Origin of the sequence: Leeuwenhoekiella sp. A16, assembly GCF_047946675.1 — a bacterium.
Classification (GTDB): Bacteria; Bacteroidota; Bacteroidia; order Flavobacteriales; family Flavobacteriaceae; genus Leeuwenhoekiella.
The window spans coordinates 2,448,733-2,470,778 of the sequence record NZ_CP172313.1 but is presented as its reverse complement, the minus strand read 5'-3'; the positions used below and the strand labels follow the sequence as shown (position 1 = coordinate 2,470,778).

At 37.4% G+C, this 22,046-nt stretch carries 18 protein-coding genes; 6 read left to right on the top strand and 12 right to left on the bottom strand.

The window, feature by feature from the left end:
• Positions 1–7 precede the first annotated feature (7 nt).
• The 3 genes from ACH3O9_RS10755 to ACH3O9_RS10745 form a co-directional block, all read right to left on the bottom strand.
• On the bottom strand, positions 8–895 hold the full coding sequence (locus ACH3O9_RS10755) for a bifunctional 5,10-methylenetetrahydrofolate dehydrogenase/5,10-methenyltetrahydrofolate cyclohydrolase (RefSeq protein WP_416440251.1): 888 nt from the start codon (positions 893–895) through the stop codon (positions 8–10).
• A gap of 57 nt (positions 896–952) precedes the next feature.
• Positions 953–2,281 carry a signal recognition particle protein gene (ffh, locus tag ACH3O9_RS10750; RefSeq protein ID WP_416440249.1) on the bottom strand — a complete coding sequence of 443 codons (1,329 nt, stop codon included), beginning with the start codon at positions 2,279–2,281 and terminating at the stop codon, positions 953–955.
• 161 nt (positions 2,282–2,442) lie between these two features.
• The gene (locus ACH3O9_RS10745) at positions 2,443–3,516 is read right to left on the bottom strand and encodes a hypothetical protein (RefSeq protein ID WP_416440247.1); all 1,074 of its coding nucleotides are present in this window, start codon (positions 3,514–3,516) and stop codon (positions 2,443–2,445) included.
• Positions 3,517–3,792: 276 nt separating this feature from the next.
• Here ACH3O9_RS10745 and ACH3O9_RS10740 point away from each other — a divergent pair, with 276 nt between their 5' ends.
• The 3 genes from ACH3O9_RS10740 to ACH3O9_RS10730 all read left to right on the top strand — a co-directional run bounded on the left by ACH3O9_RS10740 (position 3,793) and on the right by ACH3O9_RS10730 (position 7,818).
• Complete coding sequence (locus ACH3O9_RS10740; protein ID WP_416440245.1) at positions 3,793–4,311, top strand: RNA polymerase sigma factor; 519 nt, start codon at positions 3,793–3,795, stop codon at positions 4,309–4,311.
• Between the two features lie 65 nt (positions 4,312–4,376).
• Positions 4,377–5,291 carry a FecR family protein gene (locus ACH3O9_RS10735; RefSeq protein WP_416440243.1) on the top strand — a complete coding sequence of 305 codons (915 nt, stop codon included), beginning with the start codon at positions 4,377–4,379 and terminating at the stop codon, positions 5,289–5,291.
• Positions 5,284–7,818: a carboxypeptidase-like regulatory domain-containing protein gene (locus tag ACH3O9_RS10730; protein WP_416440241.1), complete on the top strand. Its 2,535-nt coding sequence runs from the start codon at positions 5,284–5,286 to the stop codon at positions 7,816–7,818. Before ACH3O9_RS10735 ends, ACH3O9_RS10730 begins: the two co-directional genes overlap by 8 nt.
• A gap of 26 nt (positions 7,819–7,844) precedes the next feature.
• On the opposite strand, the gene argS is transcribed toward ACH3O9_RS10730, so the two are convergent.
• Entirely contained in the window at positions 7,845–9,620 is a 1,776-nt protein-coding gene (gene argS, locus ACH3O9_RS10725; RefSeq protein ID WP_416440239.1) for an arginine--tRNA ligase, read from the bottom strand.
• 130 nt (positions 9,621–9,750) lie between these two features.
• On the opposite strand from argS, the gene ACH3O9_RS10720 reads away from it, so the two are divergent.
• Genes ACH3O9_RS10720 through ACH3O9_RS10710 form a run of 3 tightly spaced genes read left to right on the top strand, consistent with a single transcriptional unit; the run spans position 9,751 to position 13,208 of the window.
• Complete coding sequence (locus ACH3O9_RS10720; RefSeq protein WP_416440237.1) at positions 9,751–10,182, top strand: hypothetical protein; 432 nt, start codon at positions 9,751–9,753, stop codon at positions 10,180–10,182.
• Positions 10,183–10,239: 57 nt separating this feature from the next.
• Positions 10,240–11,685: an SDR family oxidoreductase gene (locus tag ACH3O9_RS10715; protein ID WP_416440235.1), complete on the top strand. Its 1,446-nt coding sequence runs from the start codon at positions 10,240–10,242 to the stop codon at positions 11,683–11,685.
• Entirely contained in the window at positions 11,682–13,208 is a 1,527-nt protein-coding gene (locus tag ACH3O9_RS10710) for a BCCT family transporter (RefSeq protein ID WP_416446669.1), read from the top strand. Before ACH3O9_RS10715 ends, ACH3O9_RS10710 begins: the two co-directional genes overlap by 4 nt.
• On the opposite strand, the gene ctlX is transcribed toward ACH3O9_RS10710, so the two are convergent.
• The 8 genes from ctlX to rpsD form a co-directional block, all read right to left on the bottom strand.
• Positions 13,198–14,130 (bottom strand): citrulline utilization hydrolase CtlX, encoded by a 933-nt coding sequence (gene ctlX, locus ACH3O9_RS10705; RefSeq protein ID WP_416440233.1) that lies wholly within the window; start codon positions 14,128–14,130, stop codon positions 13,198–13,200. The two genes, ACH3O9_RS10710 and ctlX, sit on opposite strands and share 11 nt — an antisense overlap.
• A 66-nt stretch (positions 14,131–14,196) precedes the next feature.
• Positions 14,197–15,111, bottom strand: a complete 915-nt coding sequence (locus ACH3O9_RS10700) for a dimethylarginine dimethylaminohydrolase family protein (protein WP_416440231.1) — start codon at positions 15,109–15,111, stop codon at positions 14,197–14,199.
• 84 nt (positions 15,112–15,195) lie between these two features.
• Positions 15,196–16,482, bottom strand: coding sequence for a citrate synthase (locus tag ACH3O9_RS10695; protein ID WP_416440229.1), 1,287 nt, complete (start codon positions 16,480–16,482; stop codon positions 15,196–15,198).
• Positions 16,483–17,122: 640 nt separating this feature from the next.
• Positions 17,123–18,412, bottom strand: coding sequence for a phosphopyruvate hydratase (gene eno / locus ACH3O9_RS10690; RefSeq protein ID WP_416440227.1), 1,290 nt, complete (start codon positions 18,410–18,412; stop codon positions 17,123–17,125).
• Positions 18,413–18,610: 198 nt separating this feature from the next.
• Entirely contained in the window at positions 18,611–19,723 is a 1,113-nt protein-coding gene (gene carA / locus ACH3O9_RS10685) for a glutamine-hydrolyzing carbamoyl-phosphate synthase small subunit (RefSeq protein ID WP_416440225.1), read from the bottom strand.
• 111 nt (positions 19,724–19,834) lie between these two features.
• A complete protein-coding gene (gene rplQ, locus ACH3O9_RS10680; RefSeq protein WP_416440223.1) occupies positions 19,835–20,317 on the bottom strand; it encodes a 50S ribosomal protein L17 in 483 nt (160 codons plus the stop codon).
• 38 nt (positions 20,318–20,355) lie between these two features.
• Positions 20,356–21,348, bottom strand: coding sequence for a DNA-directed RNA polymerase subunit alpha (locus ACH3O9_RS10675; RefSeq protein WP_416440221.1), 993 nt, complete (start codon positions 21,346–21,348; stop codon positions 20,356–20,358).
• A 26-nt stretch (positions 21,349–21,374) separates the two neighbouring features.
• On the bottom strand, positions 21,375–21,980 hold the full coding sequence (gene rpsD, locus ACH3O9_RS10670) for a 30S ribosomal protein S4 (RefSeq protein WP_416440219.1): 606 nt from the start codon (positions 21,978–21,980) through the stop codon (positions 21,375–21,377).
• Positions 21,981–22,046 lie beyond the last annotated feature (66 nt).

Sequence of the window (22,046 nt, the reverse complement as noted above, 5' to 3'; positions counted from 1 at the left end):
AAATCAATTATGCTTTTCTGGCGCGATGGCGATCTCTAGCAAGCAGTGTGTTTTTAAGAAGCATTGCGATGGTCATTGGTCCTACCCCGCCAGGTACAGGTGTAATGTAACTCGCTTTTTTACTTACGTTCTCGTAATCTACGTCACCGGTTAAATAATAGCCTCTTTCACGAGTTTCATCTGGCACGCGAGTAATACCTACATCTATAATTACAACATCATCTTTTACCATTTCGGCTTTTAGAAAGCCGGGCACACCTAATGCCGAAATTATAATATCTGCCTGAGAGGTGATTTGCGTAATATTCTTTGTGCGGCTATGAGTTAATGTAACTGTAGAATTTCCCGGGAAACCTTTTCTTCCCATTAAAATACTCATAGGGCGACCTACAATATGGCTTCTCCCTATAACTACTGTATGTTTACCTTGTGTTTCTACTTCATAACGCTCTAAAAGCTCAAGAATACCAAAAGGAGTTGCCGGTATAAATGTGCTCATATCTAAAGCCATTTTCCCAAAGTTTGTAGGATGAAAACCATCTACATCTTTATCAGGATTTACGGTCATTAAAACTTCCTGAGTATTGATCTGCGGGGGTAAAGGTAGTTGAACTATAAAACCATCAATATCGTCATTCTCGTTGAGTTCTTTTATTTTAGAAAGTAACTCATATTCACTTGTGGTGCTGGGCATACGCACCATAGTAGATTCAAAACCCACACGTTCACAGGCTTTCACTTTACTATTTACATATGTAAGACTGGCACCGTCATTACCCACGATAATTGCTGCAAGATGAGGCACTTTCTCGCCTCGCTCTTTCATCTTATTAACCTCAGCGGTAATCTCGTTTTTTATGTCGTTGCTTACTTTTTTTCCGTCAAGAATAGTCATAAATAGCAGTGATTTTTAGTAGTATTTAACTGATTTTTAGCCTCTAAAACCCGATTTTTATCGCATATTATTCATCATCTGCATCATCTTCTGGCCGCCGCCACCCTGCATCATTTTCATCATTTTGCTCATTTGGCCAAATTGCTTAAGCAATTGATTCACTTCCTGTACGGTTGTACCAGAACCTTTGCTTATTCTCTTTTTTCGGCTGCTGTTGATGACTGCAGGTTTTGTACGTTCTTCCGGAGTCATTGAGTGAATTATAGCTTCGATGTGTTTAAAAGCGTCATCGTCAATATCAAGACCTTTTAACGCTTTACCAGCACCGGGAATCATACCTATAAGGTCTTTCATATTCCCCATTTTCTTAACCTGCTGAATCTGCTTTAGAAAATCATCAAAACCAAATTGATCTTTAGCAATTTTCTTTTGCAGCTTGCGGGCTTCTTCTTCATCAAATTGTTCTTGTGCACGCTCTACAAGTGAAACAACATCTCCCATCCCAAGAATACGATCTGCCATACGAGAAGGATAGAATACATCTATCGCTTCCATCTTCTCACCTGTACCAATAAATTTGATGGGCTTATTTACTACTGTCTTAATAGATAAAGCGGCACCACCTCTGGTATCACCATCTAATTTAGTAAGAACAACACCATCAAAATTTAGCGTATCGTTGAATGATTTTGCCGTATTCACAGCATCCTGCCCCGTCATAGAATCTACAACAAATAAGGTTTCCTGTGGCTGGACTGCATCACGTATGTTTGCGATCTCTGTCATCATCGCCTTATCTACCGCTAGTCTACCCGCAGTATCTATGATCACAACATTGTGACCGTTTTGTTTCGCGTAAGCGATAGCCGCATTAGAGATAGAAACAGGATCATTATTCTCTCTATCTGAAAATACCTCTACTCCTATTTGATCACCTACAACATGCAACTGATCTATTGCCGCAGGACGATACACATCACAGGCTACAAGAAGAGGTTTCTTCGTTTTCTTGGTCTTTAAAAAATTGGCGAGTTTACCAGAAAATGTGGTTTTACCAGATCCCTGAAGTCCTGACATTAAAATAACGGTAGGATTACCAGAAAGATTGATTCCTTCTGCTTCACCACCCATTAAATTTGTCAACTCATCTTTAACGAGTTTTACCATTAACTGCCCTGGCTTTACGCTTGTAAGAACGTCTTGCCCCAGTGCTCTTTCTTTAACTGTACTGGTAAAATCTTTTGCTATTTTGTAATTAACATCTGCATCTACAAGCGCACGTCTTACTTCCTTAAGAGTTTCGGCAACATTTATTTCTGTAATCTGGCCGTGCCCCTTAAGCACATGCATCGCTTTATCCAGCTTATCACTTAAATTATCAAACATAGGTTTCGCTTCAATTTTATGACAGCAAATTTAAGGTTTTGAAGCCTAAGTATAAAGAATTATTTACTGCTTAGTCTTCATATATCTGTAACATAAAAACCGCCCTACTCCATATTTAGAGTAAAGGCGGTTTCTCCCAACTTCCCGAACATTAAATCAGGTTATTCCATTTTTGTAAGCACTAAAGTAACTGCGCTGTTAGTAGAACTTTGTAGCTCTATTGTACTTTCATTCTGGCTCACTACTTCAAATTGATCACTTATGATATTAAAAGTGCTATTACCTGCAAAAGACAGCTCTAGATTTACATTTGTTTCAGAAACTACCTGAAAGCTTCCTTCTATACTTGCAGCTGTATTTGTAAGTGTATTTCTCACGATCACCTCACCGTCATTAGCAAACTCTAAAGTAAACTCAACAAAATCTTCAGTAAATTCTACTCCGTTATTAATACCTGTCTCAACTTTAAAAGTTGCATCAGTTAATATGGCCTCAAGTTCATCTGCGGCAGCTTTAGCTTCTGCTTCTGCTTGTGCCTGCATATCGTCATCTGCTTCACAAGATTCTAGAGCGTTTTTAAATTCTGCATCAGAGTTGATCATGATTGCAGAGTTACCTTCTGCCATAAGGCTTATAGGATAGCTTACGCTGAAGAAATCACTCTCACCAAGATTATTTAAGAAAACATACGTTTCCTGCTCACCATCAAGAACTACACTACCGGTCTGTTCTGCATTTGCATCGTAAGTAAAAACAGTGATCGGGTAATCTATATCAAGACAGTTTATAGCATCTTCTTCTTTGCTGTCTATTTCTGTACAGGTATCTTTTAAAGTGTCATACTCGGCCTGATTATTAATTACAACCTCAGTATAATCACTCATGGTAACTGTGATAGGAAACTGAAAGTTCACCTCATCTTCATCATTTGTAAATTGAGCAAAAATGTTTGCTATAAGCGCAAAATCTGACTGACTAATTATTGTTAATTCCTGCCCATTCACTTCTGCTACAACAGGAAGAACGACAGATGAGCAGCTTAAACCGTCAAGAAAATCGTCTTCACTACCATCATGCGCAGTATTACGTGCCATAAGATCTGCGGTTTCAGAGTCGGCGCTGTTTGTACTTTGGTTTGGGTCGTCTCCTATCGTTACATCTTCTTCACTTTGGCAAGAGGCAAAAAGAAATAATGACAGAACCGTTATTCCTAAAATTGATTTTAAATTTTTCATACTATTAGATTTTGAATTTTTTCAATTTATGCGAGTTGGTTACTGCTCGCTTTCGGTAGTAAAACAATTGGGAATTAAATTACCCTACCCCGATTTCTACTTTTTTTTCGCCTAAGCAATAAAAAACACCTCTAGTTACTCAAAAACAGCCTGTTAACACCATTAAAATAGAGTGTCTTTTCACTCTCATCACCCCAGATCAAATTGAAGTTAGCGGTCGCTAAGCCTTAAGTTTATTAGAAAAGCTGTATTTTTAGCCACCCTTAATCGTTCATTTTGAAGAAAGACCTACAACAAAATCTCTGCGATGAAGCCTCTTTTAATGGCTTCTATACCAGCTACATTACAAACGCTAAGAATTTTGCATACTACAAATGCGGCGATAGTGATAATGCGCTAGATCTGGCGCAGGAAGCCTTTATAAAAATCTGGGAAAACTGTGGCAAAATCGACTTTACTAAGGCAAAAACCTACCTTTTTACTACAATAAACAATCTGTTTCTCAATAAAGTAAAGCACCAGAAAGTTGTGCTTAATTATAAAAATGAATATCAGGGACCAGATAAAACAAACCTGAGTCCGGAATTTGTTTTAGAAGAAAAGGAGTTTAAAACTAAACTGCAAAATGCAATTGCAGACCTTACTGACGGTCAACGTGAGGTTTTTCTCCTAAACAGAATAGACGGGAAGAAATACCGCGAAATTGCAGAGATGTTAGACATTTCTGTAAAAGCCGTAGAAAAAAGAATGAGTGGAGCGTTAAAGATTTTAAAAGAAAAAATTCCAACTCTTTAAAAAAGACAATTTTAAGGTAGGGTAAAACGGGTTTTAATTGTTCTACTATTGATAGCATACTAATAATGAAAGACGAAAAGCAAATACACCGCTGGCTTAATGGCGAGATGACCGCTCAAGAACTGGAGGCTTTTAAGGCTACTCAGGATTATACAGATTATTCTGCTATAGCAGAATATGCCGCAGATCTTGAAGCTCCAGCGGTAAATAAAGATGATGCTCTGGCAGACTTAAAAAAACGTCTTGCTGATCGCGAAAAGAACAAAGTCATAAAGCCAAATTTTAAAGGTTTTTATCAGGCGGCCGCAATTTTGATTGTCCTGGTCGTTTCTTCTTATTTTATTTTCTTCAACCAATCTACAACGGTAAAAACTAAAATTGCAGAAACTACGACTACCTTACTACCAGATAATTCTGAAGTCGTCTTGAATGCACAAAGTAAAATTGCTTACAACGAGAAAAAATGGAAGGAACAAAGAGAACTTACTCTTGAGGGAGAAGCATTTTTTAAAGTAACAAAGGGCAGTGATTTTGAAGTAAGAACTTCAGCCGGAGAAATAAATGTTCTGGGTACGCAATTCAATGTAAAAAATAGACTAAACTATTTTGAGGTAGAATGTTTTGAAGGCAGAGTTGCTGTTACTTATAACAATGAAGAGATTATTCTTACTCGTGGTAATAAATATCGCGTAGTAAATGGCAGAGCAGAAAAAATTGAAGGCCTTTTAGGCACTCAACCTTCATGGATGATGCACGAGAGCAGTTTTGTAGCAGTACCGCTTGAACAAGTAATCGCCGAAATAGAAAGACAATATGACCTTACTATAAATGCTTCAAAAGTTGACACTTCAGCGTTATTTACGGGTAGTTTTACACACGACGATAAAAATATCGCACTACAGTCAGTCACAATTCCGCTAGGTTTGAGTTATAAAATAGACGGCGACAAAGTAGAATTATACAGTTATAAGGGTGAGTAAATTTATCCTGCTCACAATGATCCTTTTTGCTTTGCCTGCTTTCGCTCAGCAAAATTCTGTGGTGTCATTACAAAAATACCTTTCTGAACTTGAGACCAGATTTGATGTAAAATTCTCTTACGCTGTTGAAGATATTGAGGGCATAGAGATGGAAGATATTCCTACTGTTGAATCTATAAATGAGGCGCTAAATTACCTCAACACAAATACACCGCTTCTTTACGAGAATCTCAATGACAGATACATCACGGTTTCTCGCTTGAATAAGAAGATTACCATCTGTGGAATTCTGCAGGATGCCATAAACGGTGAGCCTTTAACTGGCGCTAGTATTGTTCTTAAGAATCAATCACAGGGCACCATCACATCAAGTCTTGGTGCTTTTAATCTCAAAGACGTTAGCGCTTCCGCGGAAATTTTAATTTCCTATTTGGGTTATGGTGAAAAGACAATTAAGGCATTAGACCTTTTTACTCCCGATGAACCTTGTAAAATAATCAAACTGAATCAACAGGATTACGCTCTTTCTGAAGTGATCGTGACGAAGTTCCTAACCACGGGTTTACAGAAATCGGTTGATGGAAAAACGGTCTTAAACACTGAAAAATTCGGTATTTTACCCGGTTTAATAGAACCTGACATTCTGCAAACCATTCAGGTGCTTCCGGGTGTGGAAAGTGTTAATGAAAGTATCGCCAACATAAACGTGCGCGGCGGTACTCATGATGAGAACCAAATGCTTTGGGACAATATTACGATGTACCATTCTGGTCATTTCTTCGGACTTATATCTGCCTACAATCCTAATCTCACGCAGCGTGTAGAAGTAAGCAAAAATGGAACGAGCAGCCAATATGGTGGCGGTGTGAGCAGCACAATTAGCATGTACACTAAAGATGAAATTCCGGATCATGTAAAAGGTGGCGCCGGCATTAATTTAATTAGCGGTGATGCTTTTGTTGAGATTCCGTTAAGTGATAAATTAGCTGTGCATCTATCGGGCAGAAGATCTGTTACAGATGGTTGGAACACGCCAACGTATGATGAGTACTTTAGAAGAAGTTTCGAAGACTCTGAAATTCGCAATAGCGAAAACAATACTAGTCAAGCCAATAGCGAATCACAATTCTATTTTTACGACTATACTGCAAAATTGCTTTATGACGCGAATGAAAAACATAAGTTTAGAGCAAATTTTATAGGCATAGATAACAAACTTGACTACAGTGAACATGTGATCACAAATGGAGAAATGGCGAGCAAATCGAGCCAATTAACTCAAAAGAATATGGCTTTTGGCGGAAGCTGGCAAGCTGATTGGAATTCTCGTTTTCACACAAAATTAAACGCGTATTATACTAAATATAATATTGACGCAAACGATCTGCGCATTGAGACAGACCAGCTGCTAACACAGCAAAATGAAGTGCTGGAAACCGGAATAAAACTAAATGCTTTTTACGAGATCATGACCCATTTTAAATGGTTAAACGGTTATCAATTCACAGAAACGGGAATACGCAACGCAACCCGTGTTAGCAATCCGTTATTTAATGAGCGTAAAAAAGATGTGCTGCGCAGTCACAGCGGTTATAGTGAATTAGAATACAACCACGGGACGACATTCATACGCGGTGGTGCTCGTGTTACTTATTTTGAAGAATTTGATAAAATCAGGGTTGAACCCCGATTAAACATTCGTCAAAAAATATCGGGTCAAATTGCCCTAAAACTGCTTGGAGAGTACAAATATCAGACTGCGACGCAAATTATCGACTTTGAAGATGATTTTCTGGGTGTAGAAAACAGACGATGGATTCTCGCAAATGATGAAGATATTCCGCTTATTCAGAGCAAACAGATTTCTTTCGGTATAGATTTTAAACAAAATAACTGGTATCTTGATGCGACCGGTTTTTATAAAGAAGTAGATGGTATTACGGCATCAAATCAAGGTTTTCAGAATCAGTTTCAATTCTTAAAAACCACAGGGAGTTACACCGCAAAAGGTTTTGAATTTATAATCAACAAAACCACTAATAAATTTAGCACCTGGCTTAGTTATACTTTTTCGCAGAACGATTATACGTTTAAAAACTTTATCCCAACGAACTTTCCAAATAATACAGACATTCGCCATTCATTCACGCTGGCAACCAATTATGATATTCTTAAAAATCTCAAGATTTCAGCTGGTGCTTTATATAGATCTGGTCATCCTTACACTGCACCGATTGAAGGTGAAGAGACCGTTCAAGACGGAAATAACAGGGTTGTAAACTACGCCGAACCAAATGCTGAAAATCTGGATGATTTTGTGCGCGTAGATGTTTCAGCGGCTTATGATTTTAAGATTAGCGAAAGTGTAAATGCAAAATTCAACGTTGGGGTTCTCAATGTTCTGGATAACGAAAACATCCTGCAGCGTTATTACCAGGTAAATGCAACCGATGAAACTAAGGCAGTCGAGATCAACAAAAACTCCTTAGGAATTACACCCAACGCTAGTTTTAGAATATACTTTTAATAGTAAGTAACTCGCTTTTGCAGTTCTTACATTCTTTCAGGAACAGTAATTCCCAAAAGCTTAAAAGCAGACTCAATTACGTCGCCTACTTTACCTGATAATGCAACACGAAAGCTGATCTCTTCTTCGGTATCTGCTCCCAGAATAGATACATTTTGATAAAAAGAATTAAACTCTTTTACAAGATCGTAGGTGTAATTTGCAATAATTGCCGGACTATGATTTTCTGCCGCCACCTGAATCATGTTAGGATATAACGCTATCTGTTTAAGCAATTCTTTCTCTTTGGGATGAAGATCTTTATGAGCAACCTCAACCGGTATTTTATTTTCTATTGCTTTGCGTAAAATTGACTGAATACGCGCGTAGGTATACTGTATAAAAGGACCCGTATTTCCCTGAAAATCTACTGACTCTTCCGGATCAAAAAGAATGCGTTTTTTAGGATCAACTTTTAAAATGTAATATTTTAAAGCACCCAGACCAATGGTCTTATAAAGTTCTTTCTTTTCTTCTTCGCTGTAGCCGTCAAGTTTACCAAGTTCGGTTGAAATTTCTTCGGCAGTATTTGCCATTTCTGCAATAAGATCATCTGCATCAACCACAGTTCCCTCGCGGCTTTTCATTTTTCCACTTGGCAGATCGACCATTCCATAACTTAAATGGAATAGATTTTTTGCCCAATCGTAACCCAGTTTTTTCAGAATAAGAAAAAGCACTTTAAAATGATAATCCTGCTCGTTTCCTACGGTGTAGATCATGCCGCCCACATCAGGATTATCTTTTACGCGTTGTATCGCGGTACCAATATCCTGAGTCATATAAACAGCTGTACCGTCACTGCGCAGAACTATTTTTTCATCAAGTCCGTCTGCTGTGAGATCACACCAAACTGAGCCATCTTCTTTTCTGTAAAAAACTCCGTTTTTAAGCCCTTCTTCTATATTATCCTTACCTAATAAATAGGTGTTGCTTTCATAATAATAACTATCAAAATCTACTCCCAGAGCTTTGTAAGTTGCCTCAAAACCTTCATAGACCCAGCCATTCATAGTTTTCCAAAGTTCTACAACTTCAGGATCGCCTGCTTCCCATTTAAGTAACATTTGCTGAGCTTCCTTTAAAAGTGGAGCTTCTTTTTCTGCCTCTTCCTGCGTTTTTCCCTGAGCAACCAAATAAGAGATTTCCTCTTTGTAGGCTTTATCAAACTTCACGTAGTAATTCCCAACAAGCTTATCGCCTTTTAATCCTGTAGATTGCGGAGTTTCCCCATGACCAAATTTCTTCCAGGCGAGCATACTTTTGCAAATATGAATTCCGCGGTCGTTTATGATCTGTGTTTTGTAAACTTTCTTTCCGGAAGCTTTGATAATCTCAGCAACAGAATACCCTAAGAGATTGTTACGCACATGCCCTAAATGCAGAGGTTTGTTTGTATTGGGCGAAGAATATTCTACCATCACCGCTTTTCCTTCGGCTGGTTTTCTGCCAAAGTTTGCATCACTTCTAATTCCTTCAAAAAAATCAAGATAATATGAATCTGAAACCACAAGATTTAAAAACCCCTTTACGACGTTAAAATCGGCTATTTCAGGCACATTTTCGGCCAGATATTTCCCTATTTGTTCACCAATAACAGCGGGATTACCTTTTACAACGCGAAGTATTGGGAAAACCACAACTGTAATATCACCTTCAAAATCCTTTCGCGTAGGCTGAAGTTCAACATTTTCAAGTGTTGCATTAAATATTTGGGATACCGCATTTTTAACGGCTGGTATTAAAATCTGCTCTAGGTTCATATCTATTTTTATGAAGGCGCAAAGATACGTCTTAAAGCTGAAAATTTGAAAGCCCTAAGAGAACGCTAAAAACGACTCGTAACTCTATCTTTATCACAGCAATTCGTATCTTTAAAACAAGAAAAAGATTATGCTGTTAAACGTCTCTTACAACAATCCCAAAATAAAAACGCAAATCAATGAAGAAGTTGGCCCGCCTTTTACACTCCGGGAGCGTATAAAAATGGGCGGCATTGGCTCATCTAAACTTTTCATAACAAGTACGAGCGTAGAAATAAATAACCTGCTTATTCTCGACAGCTACATCAACACTTGTAATATCGAGATGCGACCCAAAGGAATAATTGTAGGTTTTAGGTCACTTTTAGAATCATACGCGCTAATAATTCCCTATTACAAATTATCTCTCTACAAAGGCAAAGCCGAAGAATACAGCATTTACAGAGATAATTATTTCATTAAAATAAGAGCCAGATCAAAAGATAGCGCTACTCATAAATTTGTAAAAAAAGTTATGTCTTACAAAGCAGAGCAGTTCTCATCTGGCCCAGAAGATATGTAACAACCTTTCTTATCTAACCACATTAAGAATTGATCAAATAAGTTTACATCTCATAAAATGAAAATATTACTTACAGGTGCAAATGGATATATTGGTTTGCGATTGTTACCTCAACTTCTGGAATTGGGTCACGATGTTATTTGCACCGTACGCGATAAGAAAAGACTAGCAGTTGATAAAGAGCTTAAAGAAAAAATCACCATCGTTGAGATTGATTTTCTTAAAGAACCTCAACCAGATCTGTTGCCAAAAGATATAGATGTAGCTTACTATCTAATTCACTCAATGACGTCATCAACAGATGACTTTGACGAAAAGGAAGAACGCTCTGCGAAAAATTTTAAAGAATACCTTTCACACACTAATTGCAAACAGGTTATTTATTTAAGCGGAATTATAAATGAAAAGAATTTAAGCAAGCATCTGCGTTCCCGTAAAAATGTAGAGGAAACTCTTTACAAAGGCAATTTTAATCTTACTGTATTACGTGCTGCTATCATTGTAGGTTCAGGAAGTTCTTCTTTTGAAATTATAAGGGATTTATGCGAAAAGCTTCCCGTTATGGTCACTCCAAAATGGGTGAAAACCCGATGCCAGCCTATTGCTATACGCAACGTTATGCAATACCTCACCGGCGTTCTGGGAAACGAGAAATGTTATAATGACTCTTTTGACATTGGCGGCCCTGATATTCTCACGTACAAAGAGATGATGCTTAACTATTCAAAAATAAGAGGGCTTTCACTAAGCATTATAGATGTTCCTGTGATGAGTCCAAAACTATCTTCCTATTGGTTATATTTTGTTACCTCAACCTCTTACAAGCTTGCATTAAATCTGGTTGACAGTATGCGCATTGAAGTTATCACTCGAGACACGAGACTTCAGGAAATTCTAAATATAGAACCCATTCATTATGAGGGTGCCATCAAACTGGCCTTTGAAAAAATAGAGCAAAATCAGGTTGTCTCCAGCTGGAAAGATTCTATGATAAGCGGAAGATTTAGAAAAGACCTGAGCAAATACATAAAAGTGCCTGAATTTGGTTGTTTGAAAGACAGGCAGCAAATCCCACTTAAAGATCCTGAAAGTGCCTTGGAAAATATATGGTCAATTGGCGGCGAAAGAGGTTGGTATTATGGTAATCCTCTATGGAAAATGCGAGGTTATATGGATAAACTGGTGGGCGGAGTTGGCCTCCGTCGAGGGCGTACACATCCTAATCGTATTTTTGAAGGTGATTCACTCGATTTTTGGCGCGTTCTTCTAGCTGATAAAGATCAAAAAAGATTGTTGCTTTTCGCGGAAATGAAAGTTCCCGGAGAAGCCTGGCTTGAATGGGAAATAGATGATAATAATGTTTTACACCAGACTGCTACCTTTAGACCTAAGGGTTTATTTGGAAGATTGTACTGGTACACGATGCTTCCCTTTCACTATTTTATTTTTGAAGGCATGATACGCAACATCGCCAATTATAAACCAAAAAACCAACTCGCATAAAACTACTCTCCTATTTAAAGCGCAATTCCCTGCTCAGTATTTCACTGGGTATTTTACTTGTGTTTTCATTTTTCCTCTACGCTGAAACGCTAAGTACATATAATGCCATTGAAGAAGCATCACTATGGGTGCGAACTTACTTTGGCCCTTTCTATTTGTATTTGGGGTTAGGCTGCGTTTTACTTTTAGTTGTGATCGCTTGTTCGCCTTGGGGTAAATACAAAATAGGAAAACAAGATAAAAAACCGGTTTTTTCGCGCCTAGCGTGGATTTCTATGCTATACAGCGCAGGGATGGGAGCGGGTATTTTACTACGAGCTGTGCAGGAACCGGTATTTATGCAGCAACATCCACCGCTGGCAACCCAGTCTACAGCAGAAACAATTGCACTAGAATTTACATTTTACCAATGGGGTTTTACAGCCTGGGCCTTTTATGCTGTATTTGCGCTCGCCATAGGCTACGCAATTTTCAAAAGAGAATTGCCTGTTGCCACCAGCAGTACTTTTGCAAGATTACTACCGACTAAAATTAATGCTGAAAAATCACCGATTTTATGCCAATTTATTGACATTTTGACCATATTAACGACGGTTTTTGGGTTAGTTGCCGCAGTAGGTTTAGGAGCTTCACAAATAAAAGGAGGTCTTAATCATCTTTTTGAAATAGACTTTGGATACACTACGATTATCGCACTTGTAGTTTTGATTGGTTTTCTCTCATTATTTTCTGCATTGAGCGGTGTAGATAAAGGGATAAAAAGGCTTTCTACTTGGAATATTTATCTCACAGTCGCTTTGCTTCTTTTTGTTTTTATGCAATGTGATATTCCGGCTGTTTCAAAGCAGTTTTTTACCTCATTTTATCGTTACATCATAGACTTTATCCCGATGAGTCTGGCAATAGGAAAATACGATCCCGGGCAAGCTTTTTTAACTGATTGGACTTATTATTACTGGGCATTCTGGCTGGCATGGGCGCCATTTACCGGAATATTTATTGCAAGAATATCTCAAGGACGTACGCTGCGCGAAATAATAATCGGCGTCTTATTGATTCCATCGCTGGGAACATTTTTTTGGTTCACTGTTTTTGGGCAATCAGCTTTTGAAATGATAAACAGTTGGGGAAGTTACTCCGGTGAGTTTGATAATGTGTTCACTTCAATATTTGTATTTCTGGAGCATTATCCCGCTCAGGGTTTTATAAATATGGTTGTGATCATTTTGCTGGTGAGCTTTCTTGTAACTTCGGTAGATTCAGCAATCTATGTTCTGAGTATGTTTACAGATAAAGGCAATCCAGACCCCAGTAAAAAACAGAGATTAATGTGGAGTATAATTTTGACGGTTTTTTGTGTGGGAATTGTGTTACTAGGTCACGCAAAAGCAGATAGTGATGTACTTACCGCCATGCAAAAACTGCTTATCATAACCTCCTTACCTCTAAGTTTGTTAATGGTCCTGATGATTGTTTTATGGGTAATTGATATTTCGCAAAAGCGAAAAGAATCTATTTCTTAGGCAGAAAAACCTCAGCCATCATACATCTCGCACTACCGCCACCGCAGGTTTCTATCGTCTCTATGTTACTGCTTACGATCTCGCAATATTTCTCTATAGCTTCAATCTGATTTTGATCAAGACTTTTATAAGCAGAATTGCTCATGATAAGGAATTTCTCCCCGCTTTTACTACGCACCTGTAGCATATTACCTGCAAATTGAGCAACTTGTTTTTCAGTAATAGCAATAATCTCTTTGCCGCTATCACGTAAGTGATCTATCACAACGCTTCTTTCTTTCTTATCATCAATACTGGAAAGACAGATCACGCAGAATTTTTCTGCAAGACACATCATCACATTAGTATGATAAATAGGAAGTCGCTCCCCAGAAACCGTCTGAAATGCAGTAAAAACCACCGGAAAATAGCCAAAATCCTCGCAGAACTCTATAAAAAGCTCTTCATCTGCTCGAGGCGAAAGTGCACAATATGCCTTTTCATTCACTCTGTCTAGCACAATGCTTCCTGTACCTTCCAGGAAGATATCTTCTTCTTCTGCAGCGGTATAATCTACAACGGAATTAATGGCAAAACCAGCAGTTTCCATCTTAGTAAAAAACTCTTCTCTGCGCTCTTTTCTTCTATTTTCAGCATACATGGGATAGATCGCAATGTTACCATTCTCATGTGTACTGATCCAGTTATTGGGAAAAATGGAATCTGGCGTATCCATTTGCTTATCATCTTCAATCACCAAAACATTGATCCCAATGCCGCGTAATTTAGCCACAAATGAATCGAATTCATACTGTGCTTTTTTATTAATTTCAGCATTTTTAAGATCGATATCTTCCTGAAAATAATTATTTACAGCCGTTTGCTCGTTCATTCTAAAGGCCACGGGCCTTACCATTATCACCGTATCTGTAATTTGTTGCATGTAGGATTGAAAGTTATTATTAGGTGCCGCTAAAGTAAGTAAAAGGTTAAGATTGTAGTGTAAAAATTAATCTCTAACTAAGGGTAATGTGCTGCAGCGTAAAAGACCTTCCTGCTTAGCGATTTCGGCATAATAGACCTCTTCTACCGTAATGCCATTTTTGCGCAGCCAAGTGTTTAATCTTGTGAACTGCCGCTCTGAAACAACCACATCTGGAGCTATAGAAAAGATATTAGAATTCATATTATACATCTCTTCTGCAGTGATCTCAAAAATATTTTCCTGACCAAAAAAGTCAACAAGCCAGTTATATTCTGTTTCGTTAAGAAAACCATTTTTATGTAAGATCGCCTTATCATTACCCACTGGTTGAAAGCAACAATCCAGATGCAAAGCATTTGCATAAGGATCTGTATTTGATTTCCTAAGGTTGAATGAAATTACCTTTTTCTCCGGAAACAAATTTTGCAAATGTTCTACAGCAAGCATATTCGTTCGCGCGATTATAAAATCACTATAATCTGGCTCTCTGTATGTCCCCACAAAAAGATAATCACCACAAGGCATAACATCGCCACCTTCTATATGAGCTTCTTCTGGAAAACGAATAACCTTGGCAGGATCAATTTGACCAATAATATGCTGAATAGCATCTATTTCCTGTTCTCTGTCTGGCAGAATATTAGCTTTTATAAAATAATCATCAATTACAAAACCAATGTCTCTGGCAAATATCTGGTTATAATCTTTTATAAGCTTTGGTCTAAAAACCTGCACGCCGTATCTATCAAAAACCTCTGCTATAGACTCAATTTCATGAACCATATCCTCTTCTTTAGGATATGTACCTTGCTGTATATGAAAGGCTGATTTAGGGTCGTACGCATCTGCAAGGTCTGGAGTACCCCCAAAACTTTTTGCAGTACCAAGTATCACAGCTCTAAGTTGAGAAACCTCGTCTTTGATATTAAGTCTTATCATTTTTTCGCTGCTTTGAAACAAATATAAATACAAAAAGGTTCCTAATAGTAAATCAGGAACCTTTATAAACATGTCATTGAAGATTTATCTGTCTTCTATTTTTTTGAAAGGTCGTAGTGTTTCACCAATGTATACCTGACGTGGGCGGCCTATTGGCTCTTTACGAAGACGCATTTCTCTCCATTGAGCGATCCATCCCGGTACGCGACCCATTGCAAACATAACGGTAAACATCTCAACAGGAATACCCAAAGCTCTGTATATGATTCCTGAGTAAAAATCTACATTAGGATATAGTTTTCGTTTTACGAAATAGTCGTCTTCTAAAGCTTCTTTTTCTAATCCCTTCGCTATATTAAGCACTTCATCTTCTACACCTAACTGACTTAAAACGTCATCTGCAGCTTTTTTAATGATCTTAGCTCGTGGATCAAAATTCTTATAAACACGATGACCAAAGCCCATTAGACGGAATGGATCTTCTTTGTCTTTAGCCTTAGCCATATATTTTTTAGTATCACCACCATCTGCCTTAATACCTTCAAGCATTTCTATCACAGCCTGGTTAGCGCCACCATGAAGTGGACCCCAAAGAGCAGAGATACCAGCAGAAATAGAGGCAAATAATCCGGCCTGTGAAGAACCTACAATACGCACAGTAGAAGTAGAACAGTTTTGCTCGTGATCTGCATGCAGAATTAAAAGTTTATCAAGTGCTTCAATAATTGAAGGATCTGCCTTGTATTCACTGTTAGGCTTAGAGAACATCATTTTATGCAAATTCTCTACATAATCAAGGTTGTCATCACCATAATCAAGTGGTCGACTCATTTTAGTGCGCATGGTCCATGCTACCAGAACAGGAAATTTACCAAGAAGCTTAACTATCGCACCGTACATTTCTTCTTCAGAATCTACGTTCACCGCTCCCGGATTAAATGCTGTAAGGGCAGAAGTTAAAGATGCAAGAACCCCCATAGGATGAGCAGATTTAGGAAAACCATTAAGAATTTTCTTTACATCTTCATCTACATGACTCTCTTCCTTGATATCTTCATGAAATTTATTAAGTTGATCTGAAGTTGGCAATTCACCAAAGATCAGGAGATAGGTCACTTCAAGAAAACTGGCTTTTTCTGCTAACTCCTCAATTGCATAACCCCGATATCGCAAAATTCCTTCTTCACCGTCTAAAAAGGTTATTGCGCTCTCGCAACTTCCTGTATTTTTATAACCCGGGTCAAGAGTAGTAATCCCCCCCGTAACTACCCTAAGGCTTGCTATATCTATTGCTGTTTCTTTTTCTGAACCTGTAACAAGAGGAAATTCATAGGATTTACCATCTATGGTAAGCGTAGCATTATCCGCCATTAGTATACTTATTTTAGCTTATTATCTATTAATTTGAGAAATGCTAAAGTACAAAATTAACAGGGATTTATAAAGTGAGAGCGGGCTCTACAGGTTAAATAAACCTTAAAAAGAAAAAGGGGTAAGCACAATTGATGTAGCATACCCCTTACCCAACTTCAAACCTAGTCTTCAATTTTGTAATATTTGGTAAAGATGAGCGGATGCTACTCTATTAAATTTCACATCCGCCCTCTTACCCAACTTAAAATCTTAAGTATCTTTTAGTGGGTCTGAAGACCAAATCTTCTATTGTTTTTCTGATGTGATAAAGCTAATAAAATTTAGAAATAACTAACACTTTATTTAAATAATTTAAACACTATTATTCCTACATTAAATTAAACAAGATTTATTATACAAATAATAATATTTTAGTGTAAAAATTCATTTTCATTGAAATAAAATCAAATAAAAGTTTAAATTAATTAATTATCAATATTTTTAAATTTCATTCCTTTATTTAATAAAGTTAACTATTCACTATTAATTGTGTATTTCAACGATATTAACACATGATTAAACGTCAAATCAACATACACAGTAACTAAAAAAGCACCCTAAAAGGGTGCTTTTTACCGATTAAATACCGATTTTTATTTTATTTCACTTTAAACGCATTTGTTTGCGGAAAGTAAGCAGTAGATCCCAACTCTTCTTCGATTCTTAAAAGCTGATTGTATTTTGCCATACGATCACTACGAGAAGCAGAACCCGTTTTAATTTGACCGGTATTAAGTGCCACAGCAAGATCTGCAATTGTATTATCTTCAGTTTCACCAGAACGGTGAGACATTACAGAAGTATAACCGGCATTATGCGCCATATTTACTGCAGAAATCGTTTCAGTTAACGTTCCTATCTGGTTAACCTTTATAAGAATTGAATTTGCAATACCGTTTTCAATACCTCTAGATAATCTCTCTACGTTAGTTACGAAAAGATCATCACCTACTAATTGTACTTTATCACCAATCTTGTCAGTTAAAGATTTCCATCCTTCCCAGTCATTCTCATCCATACCATCTTCAATAGAAATAATAGGATATTTTGATGCTAGTTCTGCAAGATATTGAGCCTGCTCTTCGCTTGTGCGCACTACACCTTTGTCTCCTTCAAATTTGGTATAATCATATTTACCGTTCTCATAGAATTCTGCAGCAGCGCAATCAAGAGCGATCATCACTTCATCACCAAATTTATAACCTGCATTTTCTACAGCTTTTTGAATACTTTCTATAGCATCTTCTGTACCCTCAAGCGTTGGTGCAAAACCTCCTTCATCGCCTACAGCAGTGCTTAGACCACGGTCATGCAATACTTTTTTAAGATTGTGAAAGATCTCTGTTCCCATTTTCATAGCATGTGTAAAGTTTTCAGCTTTTACAGGCATGATCATAAATTCCTGAAACGCGATAGGCGCATCACTATGAGAACCACCATTAATTATATTCATCATTGGTACAGGAAGTGTGTTTGCACTTACACCACCTACATATCGATACAATGGCATGTTCAACTCATTAGCTGCAGCTTTCGCACAAGCAAGAGAAACACCTAAGATCGCATTAGCACCAAGATTTGATTTATTAGGAGTGCCGTCTAGCTCGATCATTGTTTGATCTATCAAGTTCTGTTCAAAAACAGAAACTCCTAATAACTCTTGAGCTATAACAGAATTCACGTTGTCTACAGCTTTAAAAACTCCTTTACCCATGTAGTCCTTACCACCGTCACGTAGCTCTACAGCTTCATGTTCTCCTGTTGATGCTCCTGATGGTACAGCAGCACGACCCAGAACTCCGTTTTCGGTTATTACATCTACTTCTACAGTGGGATTTCCACGAGAATCTAAAATTTGACGCGCATGAATATTAATAATAATGCTCATTTCTTAAATATTGGATTAATTAATTTAGCTGCGGCAAGATACGCAATAACGTATTAAAATTTCCTGACGCGACGCTGGTTTTCAAGGTTTTTAATAAATTTTAAATATTACTGACGTAATAGTAACCTAAAGTTTACCCAGTGGTAAAAAATCGGTTAAAAACATCAAAAAATCCTCTTTTTAGGAGGATTTTTCGCTTTAAGCTGTAACTTGATTCATTCGTTCTACAAACTCATCAAAAAGATAAGTAGCATCGTTAGGTCCTGGTCCTGCTTCAGGGTGATATTGCACAGAGAAGCAATTCTTGTTCTTCATGCGTAGCCCCATTACCGTATTATCATTAAGATGCTGGTGTGTAACTTCTATATCTGGGTTATTTTTAGCCTCTTCATAATTTACAGAGAAACCATGATTTTGAGAAGTAACCTCTCCCTTACCGGTACCCCAGTTTTTAACAGGATGGTTTATCCCTCTGTGACCATGATGCATTTTAAAAGTACTTATACCATTAGCGAGTGCAATGACCTGATGCCCTAAACAGATACCAAAAAGTGGTGCATCATCTTCTAAAATTTGTTTGGTTACTTCAATCGCTTCTTTTAAAGGCTGAGGATCGCCGGGACCATTTGACAGAAAATAGCCGTCAGGATTCCAAGCTTTCATTTCTTCATAGGTCGTATTATAAGGAAATACCTTTATGTAAACATCACGTTTTGCAAGGTTGCGCAGGATGTTCTTTTTAATCCCAAGATCTAAAGCAGCAACTTTATATTTAGCAGTTTCTTCACCAAAATAATAAGCCTCTTTTGTAGAAACTTTTGAAGCTAGTTCAAGTCCATTCATATCAGGAACCTGAGCAAGCTGTTTTTTTAATTCTTCAATATTATCAACATCTGTAGAGATTGCCGCATTCATAGCACCATTATCCCTTATATATGCCACAAGAGCTCTGGTATCTACATCTGTTATCGCCAGTAAATTATTACGATCAAGAAAAGCTTCTAAAGATTCATGAACACGCTCTCTAGAATAGTAATAGCTAAAATTACGACAGATTAAACCAGATATTTTAGCTGTTTCAGACTCAGTCTCATCATTATTCCCGCCGTAGTTACCAATGTGTGCATTAGTGGTTACCATAAGCTGGCCATAATATGAGGGGTCTGTAAATATCTCCTGATAACCGGTCATACCGGTATTAAAACATACTTCGCCAAAGGCTGTCCCTTCTTTATCTCCCACAGATTTACCATAAAAAATGGTCCCATCTGCAAGAAGAACTATAGCTTTAGATTTCGTTTTATATTTCATTACTTGATTTTAAGTATGATATAGGTAAATGTTTTGACAAAATTAATCATAAAAAAAAGGATAAGCTTAAAACAGCTTATCCTTTTAATTTATAGTAGAGAATAAATATTTTTATTCTTCTTCATCATTTGCTTTAGTTTCTTTAGCCGGAGCTTCAGTTACTGCTTCGCTTGATTTTTTACGACCCGCTCTACGAGTAGATTTCTTCTTATCAGATTTATCTACATTGTAAAGTTCGTTATAATCTACAAGTTCAATTAAAGCCATATCTGCGTTATCACCTTGACGGTTACCCAATTTAATGATACGCGTATAACCTCCTGGTCTGTCACCTACTTTTACAGCAACATCTCTAAAAAGTTCTGCAACCGCATCTTTTTGACGTAGTTTGCTCATTACGATACGACGGTTATGTGTAGTATCTTCTTTAGATTTTGTTACTAAAGGCTCGACAAATTGCTTAAGCGCTTTTGCTTTTGCCACAGTAGTATTGATGCGTTTATGCTCAATTAAAGAACAAGCCATATTGGCTAGCATAGATCTTCTATGCGCTGTCTTTCTTCCTAAGTGGTTTATCTTCTTTCCGTGTCTCATGATTCAATATTTTTTTCGCCAGAGCGAAAAAGACCTCACTAGTCTTTGTCTAATTTATATTTTGAAAGATCCATACCGAAGTTAAGTCCCTTAACATTTACAAGCTCTTCAAGCTCTGTAAGTGACTTTTTACCGAAATTACGGAACTTCATCAAGTCGTTCTTGTTATAAGATACCAAGTCACCTAAAGTATCAACTTCTGCTGCTTTTAAGCAGTTTAAAGCTCTTACCGATAGATCCATATCTACAAGTTTAGTTTTTAGAAGTTGACGCATATGAAGAGACTCTTCATCGTAAGTTTCAGTTTGAGCAATTTCATCAGCTTCAAGCGTGATGCGCTCATCAGAAAATAACATGAAATGGTGTATTAAGGTCTTTGCAGCTTCAGTCAATGCATCTTTAGGATGAATAGAACCGTCTGTAATGATCTCAAAAACCAGCTTTTCATAATCGGTTTTTTGCTCTACACGGTAGTTTTCGATGCTATATTTCACGTTTTTTATAGGCGTGTAAATAGAATCTGTAAATATTGTACCTACGGGAGCGTTTTGTTTCTTGTTCTCTTCTGCAGGAACATATCCACGACCTTTCTCTATAGAAATCTCCATATTAAGGTTTACATTCTTATCCATATTGCAGATAACTAAATCTGGGTTAAGAACCTGAAAACCTGAAATAAACTTCTGGAAATCGCCAGCTACTAATTGATCTTTATCTGAAACAGAGATAGTAACAGTCTCATTATCTATCTCGTCTATTTGTCTTTTAAAGCGTACCTGCTTTAGATTTAATATTATCTCGGTAACATCTTCTACAACTCCAGATATGGTTGAAAACTCGTGATCTACACCTTCTATGCGTACAGAGGTGATAGCAAAACCTTCTAATGAAGAAAGAAGCACTCGTCGCAATGCATTTCCTACGGTTAAACCGTATCCTGGCTCCAAGGGTCTGAATTCAAACTTACCTTCAAAGTCAGTAGAATCAATCATTATGACTTTATCGGGCTTTTGGAAATTAAGTAATGCCATATTATGTTTTCTAAGAGTTGTTATTATTATTTTGAGTACAATTCAACGATGAATTGCTCATTGATGTTTTCTGGTATTTGGATACGTTCTGGCACAGAAACAAAAGTTCCCTGCTTAGTATCGTTGTTCCATGTAATCCATTCATAAACATGATTAGCATTTGCTAAAGAGTTCTCGATTACATCAAGAGATTTTGATTTCTCACGTACAGCAACAACATCACCAGCCTTAATATTATATGAAGGAATGTTTACTAATTCTCCATTAACAGTAATATGTCTGTGAGAAACTAATTGACGTGCAGCTCTTCTAGAAGGAGCGATACCCATTCTAAATACTACGTTGTCTAAACGAGATTCACATAATTGTAAAAGTACAACCCCGGTAATTCCTGTAGCACGGGTTGCTTTTTCAAACATATTGCGGAATTGACGCTCTAATACACCATAAGTGTATTTTGCTTTTTGCTTTTCCTGTAACTGGATAGCATATTCAGACTTCTTACCACGACGTCTGTTGTTTCCATGTTGACCTGGAGGATAGTTTCTTTTTTCAAAAGATTTATCATCTCCGAAAATCGCTTCACCAAATTTTCTAGCGATTTTAGTTTTAGGACCGGTATATCTTGCCATTCTAAATAATTGTTTTGTGGGGTGGTTAAGGAATTAAGGTCTAGTCCTTCGCAGAACCAATACTCC